The sequence below is a fragment of the Actinomadura soli genome (genome assembly GCF_005889715.1).
Taxonomy (GTDB): Bacteria; Actinomycetota; Actinomycetes; order Streptosporangiales; family Streptosporangiaceae; genus Spirillospora; species Spirillospora soli.
In genome coordinates this window covers 1-14,205 of record NZ_VCKW01000219.1, presented here as the reverse complement: position 1 = coordinate 14,205, position 14,205 = coordinate 1, and the positions used below count along the sequence as shown (strand labels likewise).

The window sequence follows — 14,205 nt, the reverse complement described above, 5'->3', positions numbered from 1 at the left end:
GGTGTCGGGGTGGCCGGGGCCGACTCGCGCGGCTGCTCCGGCTGCGCGGGCTTCTCCGGCTTCTCCGGCTTCTCGGGCGTCTCCGGTTGCGCGGGCTTCTCCCGCTGGACGGGCCGCTCCGGCTTCTCGGGCTTGTCGGGCTTGTCGGGGACGGCGTGGCCGTACCGGTAGTAGTCCTTGAGGTCCTTGGCCGGGATGACCTTGGCGCCCTTGGCGTCCGCCGGCATCTCCAGGACCCAGCCCGGACGGATCAGGCTGGCGATGGTGAGCCGCGTCCCGTCCGGCTGGATGTGGTTCTTGTTGAGCGCGAAGATCTCCTTGTACCGGCGGCCCTCGCCCAGGCACTTCTCGGCGATCTCCCAGAGGCTCTCGTGGTGGCGTCCCTCCGGCGGCTGCACCCGGTAGATCTTGGTGGTGGCCGACTCGTCGATCAGGCTGTCGGTGACGGACGTCTCGGCCGGGTCGGTGACGACCGTCCGCTGCGGCACGGCCGAGGCCGGGGCCGCGGCCGGGGCGTACTCCTGCGCCTGCGTCTGCGCCGGGGGCCGCTGCGACAGGCCGCCGTGCGAGAACGCGGGCACGATCACCGACGTGGCGGAGAACAGCAGCAGCGCGGCCACGACGAGACGGTGCACCAGCGACTGCGTCCCGCCCGCCAGCGGCACCCGCGCCGGGACGCCGACGCCGCGGACGCCCGCGTACACCTCGACGACCACGCACACCGCGAGCTGGACCCACGCGAGCCACACCAGCGCGACCAGGATGCCGATGAGCGCGCCGGGCCCAACCCTGTCCGTCAGGTCGGACGCCCCCGGCATGTCGTCCGGCAGCGGCGACCCGAACAGGGTCAGCAGCGCGAACGGGACGCCCGCCATCAGCACCGTCAGCGCGGCGAGGGCGCAGATCCCGGCGAGCACCTCGCCCGCGCTGCGCCGCCGGACCCGGACCGGTCTCCTGTGGGAGGACGACCCCCCGGCACCGGCTGGGGGCCGCTGCCCTTGTCCTGTCACCATCGCGCCCCTGCCGTTCGCCGGTCGCCGCCTGCCGTGCGCTTGGACGTCGCACTCATCGTAAGACTGTTTCGGCCGCCGCTCACGGTTCGATCCCTCCCGGGCCTGGGCCTCCGGTGACCGGATGCGCGGTCGCGCCTGACGTCATCTGGAACTCGCTGAAGCCGGGGATGATCCCGAGAAGCTGCGGCCGGACGGTGATCTGGACGGTCACGGCCACCTCCTCCTCGTCGGCGTCGCACTGGGAGGCGGTGACCTCGTCGCGGTAGGCGGCGAGCAGGTCGCACGCGGCGGCACGGGCCCGGCCGGGATCGAGGACGGGTTCGCCCGTCCGCCGGAGCTCGTCGGTGTCGATCTGGTCGGCGCCGGCGCGGGCGGCCTGCTCGGCCATGTCCGCGGCGCGCTGGCGTGCGTGGATGGCGAGGCCGCCGTCCACCAGCAGCCCGGCGAGGAGGAGGACGATGGGTGTGAACAGCACCGTGTACAGCGCGATCGTCCCCCGGTCCCGCTCGGCGGGTCGACTGAAACGCGCGGGTCGGCGGAAGCGCGTGATGAGCCGTCTCATTCGCCGTCTCCGGTGTCGGTGCCCCGGAACGTGAACGTGTCGATGGGGGCGACCGCGTCGCCCTGGAGGCGTTTGGTGCCGGGCAGCCCGATGAACGAGAGGTCGCCGAGGTCGACGTCGCAGGTGATCGTCACGCCGACGCGGCCGCCGGGCCGCCAGTCGGACACGTCGGTCACCACGCTCGGCCCGCCGGCGCACCATCTGCTGTTCCTGAGCCCGGCGGCGGCGGTCTCGGCGGCGAACGCCTGCGCGGACGGGGCGCTGCGGGCGATGGACGCCGCGCGCACCGCGTCCCGTGCGGCGCCGTCCACCTGGCTCTGCGCGTCCACCATCCGGCCGGCGGCGGCGAGGAAGAGCAGGAACGCGACGAAGATGGGGGTGACCAGCACCATCTCCAGGGACATCGATCCGCGGTCCGGGAGTCTCACGGCCCGGCCCCCTGCTCGCACGCGGTGCCGTCGCCGACGTCGGGGCGGAAGCATTCGATCGGTCCCTGCGAGCGCTGCGTGACGTGGAACTTCATGAACGGGATGACCGACACCGCGGTCCCGCTGACCTCGACCCAGCGCTCGTCCCCGGCCTCGCCCGTCCGGACGTCGAGGCCGTCCAGCAGCTCGGGGCCGATGGCGCGCGCGTCGCCCGCGGCCTTCGCGGCGGCGGAGCCCTCCCAGCCGCCGCCGACGGGGGAGGTCCGCGCGACGCGGGCGCCCGACTGCGCCGCCGCGAGCGCGACATGGCGGGCGTGGAACACCATGGCGAACTGCACGACGACCAGCATCAACAGGATGAGGACGGGGGTGAGCAGCGCCCACTCCATCGACGACACCCCGCTGTCGGAGCGGAGCAGGCGCGTCAGCCGGTGTTGATCGTGTTGGCCTTGTCCGTGACCTTCTTGGTGATGACCGCGCCGATCGTGATGGCGAGCAGCGCCAGGATCGCGGTGATGATCGCCCACTCGATGGCGGACGCGCCCTTGCTGCGCTCCTCCTCGGAGCGGAGCCGGGCGAGCCGCGCGCTCGCCATGGCGCGCAGATAGGCGACGAACGGATCGTTGAAAGGGTTGTGCTGACTCATCGTGGGACCTCCAGTGGGCCGTCTGGGCGGTGTCGGCTGCAGGGTCGGGAGCGGGCGGCGTCATGAGGCGAGCACCCGGATCAGGGCCGGGTAGGCCAGGAAGATCAGGAATCCGGCGCACAGGAACAGCTGCGCGACCAGCATCGACTGGGACCGCTCGCCCGCCTTGCCCTCCAGCTCCGACAGCTCGCGGCTGCGCATCGAGGCGGCGCGGGCGGCGAGCGACTTGCGGATCTGCGCGCCGTCGTCGGCGACGAGCGCGAGCGCCCCGGCGAGGTCGCGCAGCTCGGTGATGTCGAGCTCCTCGCCGAGCCGGCCGAGCGACTGCCACGGCGTCTGCCCGGTGATACGGGCGTTGGACAGGGCGTCGCGGATGCGGTGCATCGCCCAGCCCTCCCCGATGTTCGACGCGGTCATCAGCGCCTCGGGGACGCCGCGTCCACCGGCGAGGTTCATCGAGACCAGGTCGAGGAACGCGCCGACGACGTGCCGGAAGTCCTGCCTGCGGGCCTGCGCCTCCTGCCGGAGCTGCAGGTCGGGAAAGAAGAAGAAGATCGCGGCGAACAGCACGCAGATCCAGACCGGGACGGCGACGGACGAGCCGAGCCCGAGCAGCGTGAAGTACGCGACGATCAGCGGGATGAACAGCAGCGCGCCTGCGGGGAGCAGGAACTTCGTCGCGAGGAAGCCCTCCAGGGACCGCTCGGTGATGGCGAGGTCGGCGCGGACGCCGCGCAGCCGCCAGCCGCGCGCCTCGCAGACCCGCGCCAGCTCCCGTCCGATCCTGGCGCGGACGCCGCCGACCTTGTCGAGCGTCGGGGAGAGCCGTCCGGCCTGCTGCTCCTCCAGGTCGCGGCGGCGGGTGGCGTCGAGCGCGGCCATCCGGGCGGCGAGGCCGGGCCGCTGCGGGAACAGCGCCCGGACGAGGACGTACAGGCCGAGCCCGATGACCGCGCCCGCGATCATCGCCGCGTTCAGCCCGTTCACGGCGCGCCACCGCCTCCCGCGTCCCCCGCCTTCGATGGGGTGTGCCGTCCGCGCGGCGGAAGCTCTTGCGGGCCGGGGCCGTCGCCCTGCCAGCCCGCGACCGTGCTCGGCACCTCGTCCGGCACGCCCGGCTGGACGGTCTTGCGCGGCTCGCTGAGGAACCGTCCCGGCAGCTCGTACTTCGACAGCCGCCGCAGCCACAGGAACGCGGCGCCGTACAGGGCGACGACGATGCACAGGACGAGCTGCCCGAGGAGATCGTCGTACGGCTCGACGTACGAGTGGTTGAACACGGCCAGGGCGAGGGCGGTCCCGACGGACACGGCGACGACGATCCGGACGCTGCGCCGGGTGGACCGCCGGTCGGCCTCGACGCGGCGCCGCATGTCCAGCTCGGCGCGGGCCGAGTTCGCGAGCGCGCTCAGCATGTCGCGCAGGCCGGGGCCGCGGAGCTTGGCGTTCAGGATCAGCGCGGCGATCACCAGGTCGGCGGACGGGTCGTCCAGGTCGTCGGCGAACCGGCGCAGCGCCTCCGGCATCGGGACGCGGGTGTGCAGCCGGTCGACGAGGTTGCGGAGCGGCTGCTGCAGCGCGGGCGCGGCGGCGCGCTGCGAGGCGGGGATGGCCTGTTCGAGGCCGACGGCCCCGGCGATGGTGTCGCGGAGCGACTCCGTCCAGGCGGCGAGGCCCTCCAGGCGTGCCATGGACTTGCGCTCCTCGGCGGCGCCGCCCGCGAGGCCGCTCCAGGCGAGCACGAGCGCGGCGGTCCCGGCGGCGGCGATCGGCCAGCGCGTCACGATCAGCACGGCCATGCCGACGATGACGGCGACGGCGCTGCGGGTCGTGAGCGTCCGGACGAGGTCCTCGCGGCTGCGCCCGCGAACGGGCCCGGACCGCACCGGCAGCCCGCGCAGCGCGGCGACCAGCAGGATCAGCCCGCCGCCCGCCGCCGCGCCCGCGACGATGGCGAGGAGAACGTCCGGCGCGTACATCACCAGCCTCCGGCGGACGGGTCGTAGCCGTACTGGGCGAGTTCGTCGACGCACGAGATCGGCGCGGCCGGGACGGCGTACCCGGCGGACCCGAGCGCGAACACCTCCGACGACAGGACCCGCCCGTCCACGCCGGTGACCTCCCGGACGCTGGACACGTAGCGGCGCAGCCGCCCGCCGGAGGAGTACTCGTTGCGCTTCTCGATGAACACGACGAAGTCGATCGCGCCCGCGATCAGCATGTGGGTCGCCTCGACCGGCAGGCGCTCGTCCGACTGGATCGCGTACGTGGCGATGCGGTTGAAGACCTCGACGGACGAGTTCGCGTGGATCGTCGACAGCGACCCGTCGTTGCCCTGCGTCATCGCGTTCAGCATCGTGACGATCTCGTCGCCGAGCACCTCCCCGACGATCACGCGGGACGGGTTCATGCGCAGCGACCGGCGGACCAGCTCCGCCATCGTGATCGCGCCCTGCCCCTCGGAGTTCGGCAGCCGCTGCTCGAACGCGACGCAGTTCGGGTGCAGCTCGGGGAAGGCGTCCAGGCCGAGCTCCAGGGCCCGCTCGACGGTGATGAGCCGCTCGTGCGCCGGGATCTCGTTCGCGACGGCGCGCAGCAGCGTCGTCTTCCCCGCGTTCGTCGCCCCGGCGATCATGATGTTCTTGCGGGCGAGCACGGCGGCGCGGAAGAACAGCCCGATCTCCTGCGAGAACGTGCCGTTGCCGACGAGGTCGGCGAGGAACACCTTGCCGAGCCGGGCGCGCCGGATCGACAGTGCCGGGCGGACGGTCACGTCCATGATCGCCGAGAGCCGGGAGCCGTCCGGCAGCCGCAGGTCGAGCTGCGGGTTCGCGGTGTCGAACGGGCGCGACGACAGCCCGCTGTACGCGGCGAGGATCTGGATCAGCTCGACCAGCTCCTCGTCGCTCTCCGCGACCGGCTCGCCCATCACCTCGCGCCCGTCGGCGTAGCCGATGAACACGCGGTCGCAGCCGTTGACGTCGATGTTCTCGATCTCCGGGTCCTCCAGCAGGGGCTGGAGCCGGCCGACGCCGAACAGCGCCGCGTGCACCCCGGCGGCGAGCGCCTCCTCCTCTTCGGCGTTCGGCGGACGGCGCCCGGACGTGATCTCGCCGCGCGCGAACTCCTCCAGCACCTGGCCGATGAGCGCGCGGGCGAACTGCCGCTCGTCCTCGCCGGACATCGGCTGCAGCCCGTTCGCCGCGTCCAGCCTGCGCTGCTGCGCCAGCCGGTCGCCGACCTCCTGGCGGAGGCGTTTGACGAGCCCGTGGTCCATCTAGCGCCTCCCTTCCGCCGGTGCCGGTGACTGCGCGGGCGGTGCCGCGGGCGCGGGTGAGGAAGGCTGCGCGGACGGCGGCGGCAGCGCGAGCGGCCGGCCCGACGGGAGGCGCCCGACGAGGTCGCCCGCGACCTCGCGGGCGGAGCGGATCAGCAGCGAACGGTCCAGGCGCCCGCCCCAACGCCCGGAGAGGAGCTCGGCGCCCTTCGGGTCAAGGGCCAGGCCGCCGAGGACGGTCACGTCCGGCGGCGGCGGGCCCTGCGCCGGATCCGGGGCGTGGCCGCGGCCCCTCGCGCTGGCGAGGATGCGGTCGACCTCGGCGATCGAGCCGCGGAAGTCGCGCGGGTCGGCGAGGACGAGCACGCCGACGGGCGGGCCGCCGCGCATCTCCGCCGTCAGCGCCGCGACGCGTTCGCGCAGGTGCGCGACCTGCTCCAGGGTGGCGCGGGTGAGCAGCACGACGAGGTCGGCCTCGTGCATCAGGCCGAGCAGCGGCGTGTCCGCGCCGAGCCGCCCGCAGTCGGCGATCACGTCGACGGGCGCGAGACCGGCGAACGCGCGGCCGAGCGGGCCCCACAGCCACGTCATCGCCTGCGCCTGCTCGGCGTTGGTGATCCCGACGAGCACGTCGAGGCCGCCGACGAGCCGCTGGCAGTGCTCGGCGATCTGGTCGGGCCGCAGGCCGCGGCGGGCGGTGGCGGCGAGGCTGAGCAGCCCGCGGGACGGGTTGAGCATCCCGCCGTCGCCGTCCCCGTCGTCCGGGGCCGCGGCGGGCAGCCGGTACACGAGGTCGCCGCCCGCCTGGTCGCACTCCGCGACCAGCACGGGGCGCGGCCACACGGCGCCGAGGGCGACGGCGGCCGTCGTGACGCCCGGCGCCCCCTTGTCGGCAGCGAGCGCGATGAGAGCCACCGTCAGTTACCGCCCGTGCCTGCGGGCGGCGCGCCGCTGTTCCCCGGGATCGGCACGGTGCCGCCAGGGCCCTGACTCCCGCCGGGGTTCTGCCCGCCGGGGGTGCCGCCCGGGTTCTGGTTGCCGCCCGCGGGCGGGGTCTGCTGCTGGTCGCCGGGCTTCCCGGGCGTGGCGGGCGGCGGGGCGGCGTTCGTCCCGGCGGGGATCAGCGCGACCGCGATCGTCCCGGCGGAGGCGGCCTGCGTGACCAGCGGCGCGTCCGCGGGCGGGACGGCGACGCTCACGGTGGTCTGCTCGGAGCGCAACCGGGTGCCGCCGAGGCCGCCGCTCCCGCCGTCGTCACCGCTCATGCCGACCACGATCGCGTCCTGGGACAGGACCGTTCCGGGACGCGGCCCCCCGTTCGTCGCGCCGCCGACCGCGTAGAGCATGACGTGCCTGCCGACGCTGAGCCCGACGTCGGCGCCGGACGGGAACTGGCCGGGTTTCAGCGCGAGCCCGACGATCAGGCGCCCGCTCGACGGGGCGTCCGCCGGGCTGATCATGGAGTTGGTCAGCAGCGCGCCCCTGACCAGCGGGACGGCCGCGATGTGGCGGGTCACCTTGGCCCGCTCAGACCAGGCGAGGTACTGGATGCCCGTGTCGCCGACCTGGACCTCTTCGAGCGCGCTCGCCGGGATCGGCTGCCCGGCCGCGACCGGCTGGGCGATCCGGATCGCCGACACGCGCTCGCCGCTCGCCATCACGAGGTACGCGCTGGCGAGGGCGCCGCCCAGGATGAGCAGCAGCGCGAGCGCCGCCAGGGCCGGTTTGCGTTCGCGCGGGGACGAGGGGAGCCGCTGCCCGCCGGACGTGCCGAGCCCGGTACCGCCGAGCCCCGCCGCCCCGCCGGAGATGGTCGCCTGGTTGGACTTCATCGCGCCCTGCCCTTCTGGGGGGCGACCCCCGGGCTCCCGGAAGGTCGGCCCGAAGATCCTCGCTTCGCTGCGGTCATCGGGCCTCCACGCGCTCCCTCTCGCCCTCCCGCAGACCCCGTCTCACGGGGTCTCCGCGTCACCGAGCGATCCATGCTTGCGGGGGCGGCAAGGTCACGTCAATGGATTCGGTGAACGCGTGCCGTCCCATCTCGGGCCTGGGTGCGTTGACCTGCGAAATCGTAGGTCACTTGGGTTTTTACCATCAGTCACATCCGTCACTGACCACCATGCGGCCCGCCCTGGACGCGGCCCGCGGCTCAGGGTTTCAGGCCGATCAGTCGTCCCAGCAGCGCCATGGTGTGGTCGAAGTAGCCGGCCCGTGCCGATTCGCCGATCACGTTGTCGTATTGGCCGAACACCTCGAACCCGACCGTCCCGTACAGGCCGGCCCATGCCGTGAGGGCGCGTGCGATCACGTCATCGGGGACGTCCATGTCGACGATGGCGCGCACCCGGCCCAGGTCGCCCGCGATCGAGAGCGGTGCCGGCGGGAACGGCCCGTCCGGGTCGATGGCCCCGGCGGCGTGCGCCTCGGTGACGATGCGGGCGAAGACGACCGTGTCGCGGACGGCGGCGGCGACGGTGTCGTCCGGCGCCTTGTAGCCGGGGACGGGCGACCCGTACAGCAGGGCGTACTCGTGCGGGTGCGCCAGCGCCCACTCCCGGACGGCCCGGCACACGGCGAGCCAGCGTCCGGCGAAGTCGTCGGCGCCGCCCTTCGCGCAGCGGGCGTCGGCGCGCTCGACCGCCTCGCCGACCGCGTTGTACCCGTCGATGATCAGCATGGTGAGCAGGTCGTCGCGGCTCGGGACGTACCGGTAGATCGCCGAGGACACCATGCCCAGCTCGCGGGCGACCGCGCGCAGCGACAGCCCCGCCGCGCCCTCGGTGGCCAGATGCCGCCTGGCGGTCTGCGTGATCTCGCGGATCAGCTCCGCCCTCACCCGTTCCCGTGCCGTACGAACCGCGCTCATGCCCCGATGCTAGCAGAGCGTCGCACCAAAACGAGAGCACTGCTCTTGACACCACCGCTCTCCAGAGAGAGCATTGCTCTCGTAACGGAGCACCTAACACGGTGCCGGCGAGAAGGAGAGAACCATGGGCAAGCATGTGATCGTCGGAGCGGGGCAGGTCGGGGCCCACCTGGCCGGACGGCTCGTCGAGCGCGGGCATGACGTCGTCGTCGTGACCCGGTCCGGCTCGGGGCCGGACGGCGTCGAGAAGGTGGCCGCCGACGTCGCCGACCAGGCCCGGCTGACCGAGGTAGCCAAGAACGCCGAAGCGCTCTACAACTGCGTCAACCCGCGCTATATCCGCTGGACGCAGGACTGGCCGCCGATGGCGGCGTCCTTCCTGGGCACCGCCGAGGCCACCGGGGCCGTCCTGGTGACGCTGAGCAACCTGTACGTCTACGGGCCGGTGGACGGTCCGATGACCGAGGACCTGCCGCTCGCCGCGACCGGCACCAAGGGCCGGGTGCGCGCCAGGATGTGGCGCGACGCGCTCGCCGCGCACCAGGAGGGCCGCATCCGGATGACCGAGCTGCGCGGCTCCGACTACTACGGGCCGGGAAGCACCGACCAGGCGTACATCGGGGAGGTCCGGTTCGTGAAGCCGCTGCTGGCGGGCAAGCGCGTGTCGTTCCTCAGCGACCCGTCCGTCCCGCACGCCTGGACGTACCTGCCGGACGTCGCCGAGGCCCTCGCCATCGCCGGGACGGACGAGCGCGCGCTGGGGCGGGCCTGGCACGTCCCGACCGGCCCCGCCGTCGCCACGCTCGACGTCGCCGAGCGGCTGTGCGAGATCGCCGGAGCTCCGGCACCGCGCGTCTCGGGGCTGCCGCGGCCCGTCTTCAACGCGATCGGGCTGTTCTCGCCGCTGATCAAGGAGCTGCGGGAGACGCGGTACCAGTTCGACAAGCCGTACGTCCTGGACTCCTCGGCTTTCGAGTCCACGTTCGGGATGGCGCCCACCCCGCTGGACGACGCCCTCAAGACGATCATCGCCGCCCACCGGGAGCAGGCGCCCGCGAGTAATTAAGCTGAGCCCTTGTCCTGAGGGCGTCGGAGGGTGGCTCGGATGCGGATCTCGTTCACGGCACTCACCGGCGGAGGGCCGCGCGATGTCGTGATGGACGTCGGCGACGAAGCCACGGTGGACGGCGTCGCCCAGTCGCTCACCGCCCTTTTCGACGGCCGGGCCCCGCGCTCGGCGAACCCCGGCGAACGGGCGGGACGTCCATGGCGGGCCCTGTGGATGGACGGGCGGATGCTCGACCCGGAGGCCCTCGCCGTCAAGGAGCTGCGGGACGGCGCCGTCGTCGCGGTGGAGCGGCGCGGCGCGGCCGCCACCGTCCTCGCCGAGCCGACCGGGCTGGTCGAGGTGCGCGTCGTCGGCGGCCCGGCGGCCGGATCGGTGCACCGGCTCGGCCTCGGGGTCAGCACGATCGGGTCCGGCCGGGACGTGGACGTGGTCCTGGACGATCCGTCCGTGCCCGCGCGGTCGCTGCGGCTCACGGTGGGGCGGGAGGCCGTTCAGGTCGAGGCGTCCGAGCTGACGATGCGGGGCGCCGCCGCCCTCGACGGGGCGCCGCTGGCCGCGAAGGCGATGTGGCCGGCGGGCGGCCTGCTGCGGGTGGGCTCCAGCGTCCTCGCGCTCGGGCCGAGCGGCGCGCCCGACGCGCACCTGGAGCCCCTGCCGGAGGGCGGTCTCGCGTTCGACCGGCCGCCCCGTCCGCGGCCCGCGCACCAGGTCAGGAGGCTGGCGGTCCCGCCGCCGCCCGAGCAGGGGCCGCTCGACCGGCTCCGGGTGTTCGGGCGCAGGTCGCTGAAGGAGTTCGAGCGGCGGTCCGCCGAGTTCGACGCCGAGCTGGACCGGCTGCGCCGCGAGGACGAGGCCGAACGGCGCGCCCTGCACCCCGACCCGGCCGAGGTGCTGCTCACCGCGACCGGGCCCCGGCGGCGGCTGTGGGAACGCCGCCGCGGCGACCCCGACGTCCTGCGGCTGCGGATCGGCCTCGCCGACCTGCCCGCCCGAATCGAGCTCACCGGCGATCTCGCTGGTGATGCGGCACGGCTCCCGTCCGTGGCCGCCCGCATGGTGCCGGTCACGATGCCGCTGGCCGAGCTGGGCGTCGTCGGGGTGTCGGGTTCGCGCCGCGCGTCCCGCGCGCTGGCGCGGTGGATGGTCGCGCAGGCCGCCGCGCTGCACAGCCCCCGCGACCTGGCCATCGTCGTCCTGTCCGCCGACCCGGACGCCGGGGACGAGTGGAACTGGGTGCGGTGGCTCCCGCACTGCTCGCCCCGCGAGGGCGAGGACTGCGTCGCCCTCGTCGGCACCGATCCCGAGTCGTCCGCGCACCGCGTCACCGAACTGGCGATCCGCCTCACCGAACGCCGCCGCGCCGCCGACCAGGCGGAACCGGTCCCTTACGACATCCTGCTCGTGCTGGACGGGGCCCGCACGCTGCGCCGCATCCCGGGGATGCCGATGCTCCTGGCGCGCGGCGCCGAGCACGGCCTGTACGCGATCTGCGTGGACGACGAGGAGCGCCTGCTCCCCGAGGAGTGCCGCGCCGCCGCCGTGGGGGACCCGCAGCACCCCGCGACGGTCCGCCTCCGGGGCCCGGGATACGACTTCCCCGTCCTGGCCGACCAGGTCTCTCCCACCTGGACCGACCGGGTGGCGCGTGCGCTGGCCCCCGTCCGGGACGTGCCGCGCGAGGTCGCCGCGGACCCCGTTCCGGCCAGGGTGCGGCTCCTGGACGTCCTCGACATGCCGGAGCCCACCGCCGACCACATCCTCCGGTCGTGGACGCGCACCGGAGGCCGGACGGCACGCGTCCCCATCGGCGCCGGCCCCTCACGCCGGCCGTACGAGATCGACCTGCGCGCGGACGGGCCGCACGCCCTCGTCGCGGGGACCACCGGCGCGGGCACGTCCGAGCTGCTGCGGACGCTCATCGCCTCCCTCGCCGCCGCGAACCGGCCCGACGAGATGGCGTTCGTCCTGATCGGCTCCGAGGGCGGCGGCGCGCGGTTCAGGGAGTGCGCCCGCCTCCCCCACACGATCGGCGTGGTCACCGGCCTGGACGGGCACACCGCCGAACGCACCCTGGAGTCGCTCGCGGCGGAACTCCGGCGGCGGGAGGAGGTCCTCCTCGACGCGGGCGCCAAGGACATCGACGGCTACGACGGGCTGCGTCCCGGAAGGCCCGACCTGCCGTCCGTACCGCGTCTCGTGCTGGTCGTGGACGAGTTCGCCGCCATGGCAGCCGAGGTGCCCGGTTTCGTGACCGGTCTGGTGGACATCGGCCGGCGCGGGCGCCCGCTCGGCGTCCATCTGGTGCTCGCCACCCGCCGTCCCGCCGAGGCCGCCGGAATCCTCGCCGATGCCGATCTGCGGATCGCGCTGCGCCTCACCGGCCCGGACGAGTCCACCGAGGTCCTCGGTTCACCGGAGGCGGCGCGGATCTCCAAGTCCACCCCCGGGCGCTGCTACGTCCGCTCCGGCGAGTCGCCGCCGCTGGCCGTGCAGGTGGCGCGGGTCGGGGGCCGCCGTCCCGGGGCCGGGACCACCGGACGCGGGGCCACCGTCGTCCCGCTCCCCTGGCAGAGCCTCGGGCATCCGCTGCCCGACCCCCGCAAGGCCCTCCCGGGCGAGGACGACGACGCCACCGACCTCGGCGTGCTCGTCCAGGCGATCGACGAGGCCGCCCGCCGCGCGGGCATCCTGCGGGAGCCGTCGCCGTGGCTGAACCCGCTGCCGGAGCGGTTCACGCTGACGCCCCGGAACGCCGCGGGCGGCTCCGTCGTGGACGTCCCGCCGATCCCGTTCGGCGTGACCGACCTGCCCGCCGTCCAGTCCCGCGAGGACCTGGCCCTGGACCTCGCGTCCGGCGGCCACCTGTACATCGCCGGGTCGGCCCGGTCGGGCCGCTCCACCGCCCTGCGGACCATCGCCGGGTCCCTCGCCGCCGCCTGCTCCCCCTACGACGCGCACCTGTACGCCATCGACTGCGGCGCGAACGCGCTGCTCCCGCTGACCTCGCTCCCGCACTGCGGCGCGGTCATCGCCCGCGACCGGCTCGACCGCTGCGAACGGCTCCTCACCGCGCTCACCGCCGAGGCGGCGCGCCGCCGGAACGTCCTCGCCGAGGCGGGCTTCGCGTCCCTCGCCGAGCAGCGCGCCTCCGTCGCCGCCACCGACCGCCTCCCCTGGATGGTGCTGCTGCTCGACGGCTGGGAGGGGTTCCTCGGCGCGTTCGAGCACTACGACCAGGGCCGCCTGGTCGACCAAGTGATCGCGCTCCTGGACGAGGGCGCCGCCGTGGGCCTGCGCGCCGTGGTCACCGGCGACCGCTCCGGCCTCGGCGGGCAGATCTCCAGCGCGTTCGGCCGCCGCCTCCTCCTCCGCATGGACGACCCGGACGACTACGGCTACGGCGGCCTCCAGGACAGGCAGGTCCCCGGGGCGATGCCGCCCGGCCGCGCCCTCGAACCGGCCGTACCGGGCGCCGCGCCGCACGAGTCGCAGATCGCGCTGCTGGGGGACGACCCGTCCGGCGCCGGGCAGGCCGCCGCCCTCCAGGAGATCGCCCGGACCTGCGTGTCCCGCTACGGGCGCCTGCCCCGCCGCCGTCGCCCCCTGCGCGTGGACGAGCTGCCCGACCGCGTCACCTACCGCGAGGCGATGTCGCTGGACCGCGAGTTCCTCGCGCCGTCCGCGCTGTGGGCGCTGGTCGGCGTCGGCGGCGACACCCTCGCGCCCGTGGGCGTGGACCTGCTCAACGACGGGCCGGGCTTCACCGTCGCGGGGCCGCCCCGCTCCGGCCGCTCCACCACGCTCCGGACGATCGTCCACTCGCTCCTCGACCCCGCGGTCGGCGGCGGCCTCGTCCCCGTCGTGCTGGTCACGCCCCGCCGGTCGCCGCTGCGCCTGCTGTCCGGTCACCCGGGCGTCCTCGGCCTGCTGACGTCCGGTGCCGAAGCGGGCGACCTGGTCGCCGCCATCGGCGACGAGCACCGCTACGCCGTGGTCGTCGACGACGCCGAACTCCTCGACCGGACCGGCCTCGACGACGCCCTCCGCCACGTCCTCCGCACCGCCCGCGACGGCGCGCACGCCGTCGTCATCGGCGGAGCCACCGCCGACCTGGGCCACGGCCACCGCGGTTTCCTCTCGGAGGCCCGCCGTTCCCGGTCCGGCGTGCTGCTGTCGGTCGAGTCCCCGGGCGACGGCGACCTCTTCGGCCTGCGCCTCCCCCGCAACGCCCCGCTCGGCGGCCCCACCGGCCGCGGCCTGTTCGTCGCCGCGGGCACCACCACCCAGGTGCAGGTGGCCCTCCCGCCCCCGGCCGGCACGGACTGATCGCGCACGGGCCCGATG

13 protein-coding genes are annotated in these 14,205 nt (G+C 74.6%); 2 read left to right on the top strand and 11 right to left on the bottom strand.

What is annotated here, in order from left to right:
• From ETD83_RS31515 to ETD83_RS31465, 11 genes are all read right to left on the bottom strand, one after another.
• The coding region (locus ETD83_RS31515) for a LysM peptidoglycan-binding domain-containing protein (protein WP_407921533.1) at window positions 1-917 on the bottom strand (917 nt) is incomplete at its 3' end.
• 175 nt (window positions 918-1,092) lie between these two features.
• A complete protein-coding gene (locus tag ETD83_RS31510; protein WP_138648850.1) occupies window positions 1,093-1,575 on the bottom strand; it encodes a TadE/TadG family type IV pilus assembly protein in 483 nt (160 codons plus the stop codon).
• A complete protein-coding gene (locus tag ETD83_RS31505; protein ID WP_230421319.1) occupies window positions 1,572-2,003 on the bottom strand; it encodes a TadE/TadG family type IV pilus assembly protein in 432 nt (143 codons plus the stop codon). Before ETD83_RS31505 ends, ETD83_RS31510 begins: the two co-directional genes overlap by 4 nt.
• The gene (locus ETD83_RS31500) at window positions 2,000-2,392 is read right to left on the bottom strand and encodes a TadE/TadG family type IV pilus assembly protein (RefSeq protein WP_138648849.1); all 393 of its coding nucleotides are present in this window, start codon (window positions 2,390-2,392) and stop codon (window positions 2,000-2,002) included. Before ETD83_RS31500 ends, ETD83_RS31505 begins: the two co-directional genes overlap by 4 nt.
• Window positions 2,393-2,427: 35 nt before the next feature.
• Complete coding sequence (locus ETD83_RS31495; RefSeq protein ID WP_131964367.1) at window positions 2,428-2,649, bottom strand: Flp family type IVb pilin; 222 nt, start codon at window positions 2,647-2,649, stop codon at window positions 2,428-2,430.
• A gap of 60 nt (window positions 2,650-2,709) precedes the next feature.
• Window positions 2,710-3,636, bottom strand: a complete 927-nt coding sequence (locus ETD83_RS31490; protein WP_230421318.1) for a type II secretion system F family protein — start codon at window positions 3,634-3,636, stop codon at window positions 2,710-2,712.
• On the bottom strand, window positions 3,633-4,628 hold the full coding sequence (locus tag ETD83_RS31485) for a type II secretion system F family protein (RefSeq protein ID WP_138648848.1): 996 nt from the start codon (window positions 4,626-4,628) through the stop codon (window positions 3,633-3,635). The genes ETD83_RS31490 and ETD83_RS31485 overlap by 4 nt, the downstream gene beginning before the upstream one ends.
• Entirely contained in the window at window positions 4,628-5,926 is a 1,299-nt protein-coding gene (locus tag ETD83_RS31480) for a CpaF family protein (RefSeq protein WP_138648847.1), read from the bottom strand. The genes ETD83_RS31485 and ETD83_RS31480 overlap by 1 nt, the downstream gene beginning before the upstream one ends.
• Complete coding sequence (locus ETD83_RS31475) at window positions 5,927-6,841, bottom strand: hypothetical protein (protein ID WP_138648846.1); 915 nt, start codon at window positions 6,839-6,841, stop codon at window positions 5,927-5,929. It abuts the gene before it with no gap.
• A gap of 2 nt (window positions 6,842-6,843) precedes the next feature.
• Window positions 6,844-7,758, bottom strand: coding sequence for a CpaB family protein (locus tag ETD83_RS31470; protein WP_138648845.1), 915 nt, complete (start codon window positions 7,756-7,758; stop codon window positions 6,844-6,846).
• 317 nt (window positions 7,759-8,075) lie between these two features.
• Window positions 8,076-8,792, bottom strand: a complete 717-nt coding sequence (locus ETD83_RS31465) for a TetR/AcrR family transcriptional regulator (RefSeq protein ID WP_138648844.1) — start codon at window positions 8,790-8,792, stop codon at window positions 8,076-8,078.
• Window positions 8,793-8,916: 124 nt separating this feature from the next.
• Here ETD83_RS31465 and ETD83_RS31460 point away from each other — a divergent pair, with 124 nt between their 5' ends.
• Both ETD83_RS31460 and ETD83_RS31455 read left to right on the top strand, forming a co-directional pair.
• Complete coding sequence (locus ETD83_RS31460) at window positions 8,917-9,858, top strand: NAD-dependent epimerase/dehydratase family protein (RefSeq protein WP_138648843.1); 942 nt, start codon at window positions 8,917-8,919, stop codon at window positions 9,856-9,858.
• A 39-nt stretch (window positions 9,859-9,897) separates the two neighbouring features.
• Window positions 9,898-14,187, top strand: a complete 4,290-nt coding sequence (locus tag ETD83_RS31455; protein WP_138648842.1) for an FtsK/SpoIIIE domain-containing protein — start codon at window positions 9,898-9,900, stop codon at window positions 14,185-14,187.
• The last annotated feature ends 18 nt before the right edge of the window (window positions 14,188-14,205 follow it).

Coding starts and splice junctions, on each gene's coding strand:
- ETD83_RS31495 (WP_131964367.1), bottom strand. CDS start 2,649: ATGAGTCAGCACAACCCTTTCAACGATCCGTTCGTCGCCTATCTGCGC.
- ETD83_RS31470 (WP_138648845.1), bottom strand. CDS start 7,758: ATGAAGTCCAACCAGGCGACCATCTCCGGCGGGGCGGCGGGGCTCGGC.
- ETD83_RS31480 (WP_138648847.1), bottom strand. CDS start 5,926: ATGGACCACGGGCTCGTCAAACGCCTCCGCCAGGAGGTCGGCGACCGG.
- ETD83_RS31485 (WP_138648848.1), bottom strand. CDS start 4,628: ATGTACGCGCCGGACGTTCTCCTCGCCATCGTCGCGGGCGCGGCGGCG.
- ETD83_RS31500 (WP_138648849.1), bottom strand. CDS start 2,392: ATGGAGTGGGCGCTGCTCACCCCCGTCCTCATCCTGTTGATGCTGGTC.
- ETD83_RS31460 (WP_138648843.1), top strand. CDS start 8,917: ATGGGCAAGCATGTGATCGTCGGAGCGGGGCAGGTCGGGGCCCACCTG.
- ETD83_RS31455 (WP_138648842.1), top strand. CDS start 9,898: ATGCGGATCTCGTTCACGGCACTCACCGGCGGAGGGCCGCGCGATGTC.
- ETD83_RS31465 (WP_138648844.1), bottom strand. CDS start 8,792: ATGAGCGCGGTTCGTACGGCACGGGAACGGGTGAGGGCGGAGCTGATC.
- ETD83_RS31510 (WP_138648850.1), bottom strand. CDS start 1,575: ATGAGACGGCTCATCACGCGCTTCCGCCGACCCGCGCGTTTCAGTCGA.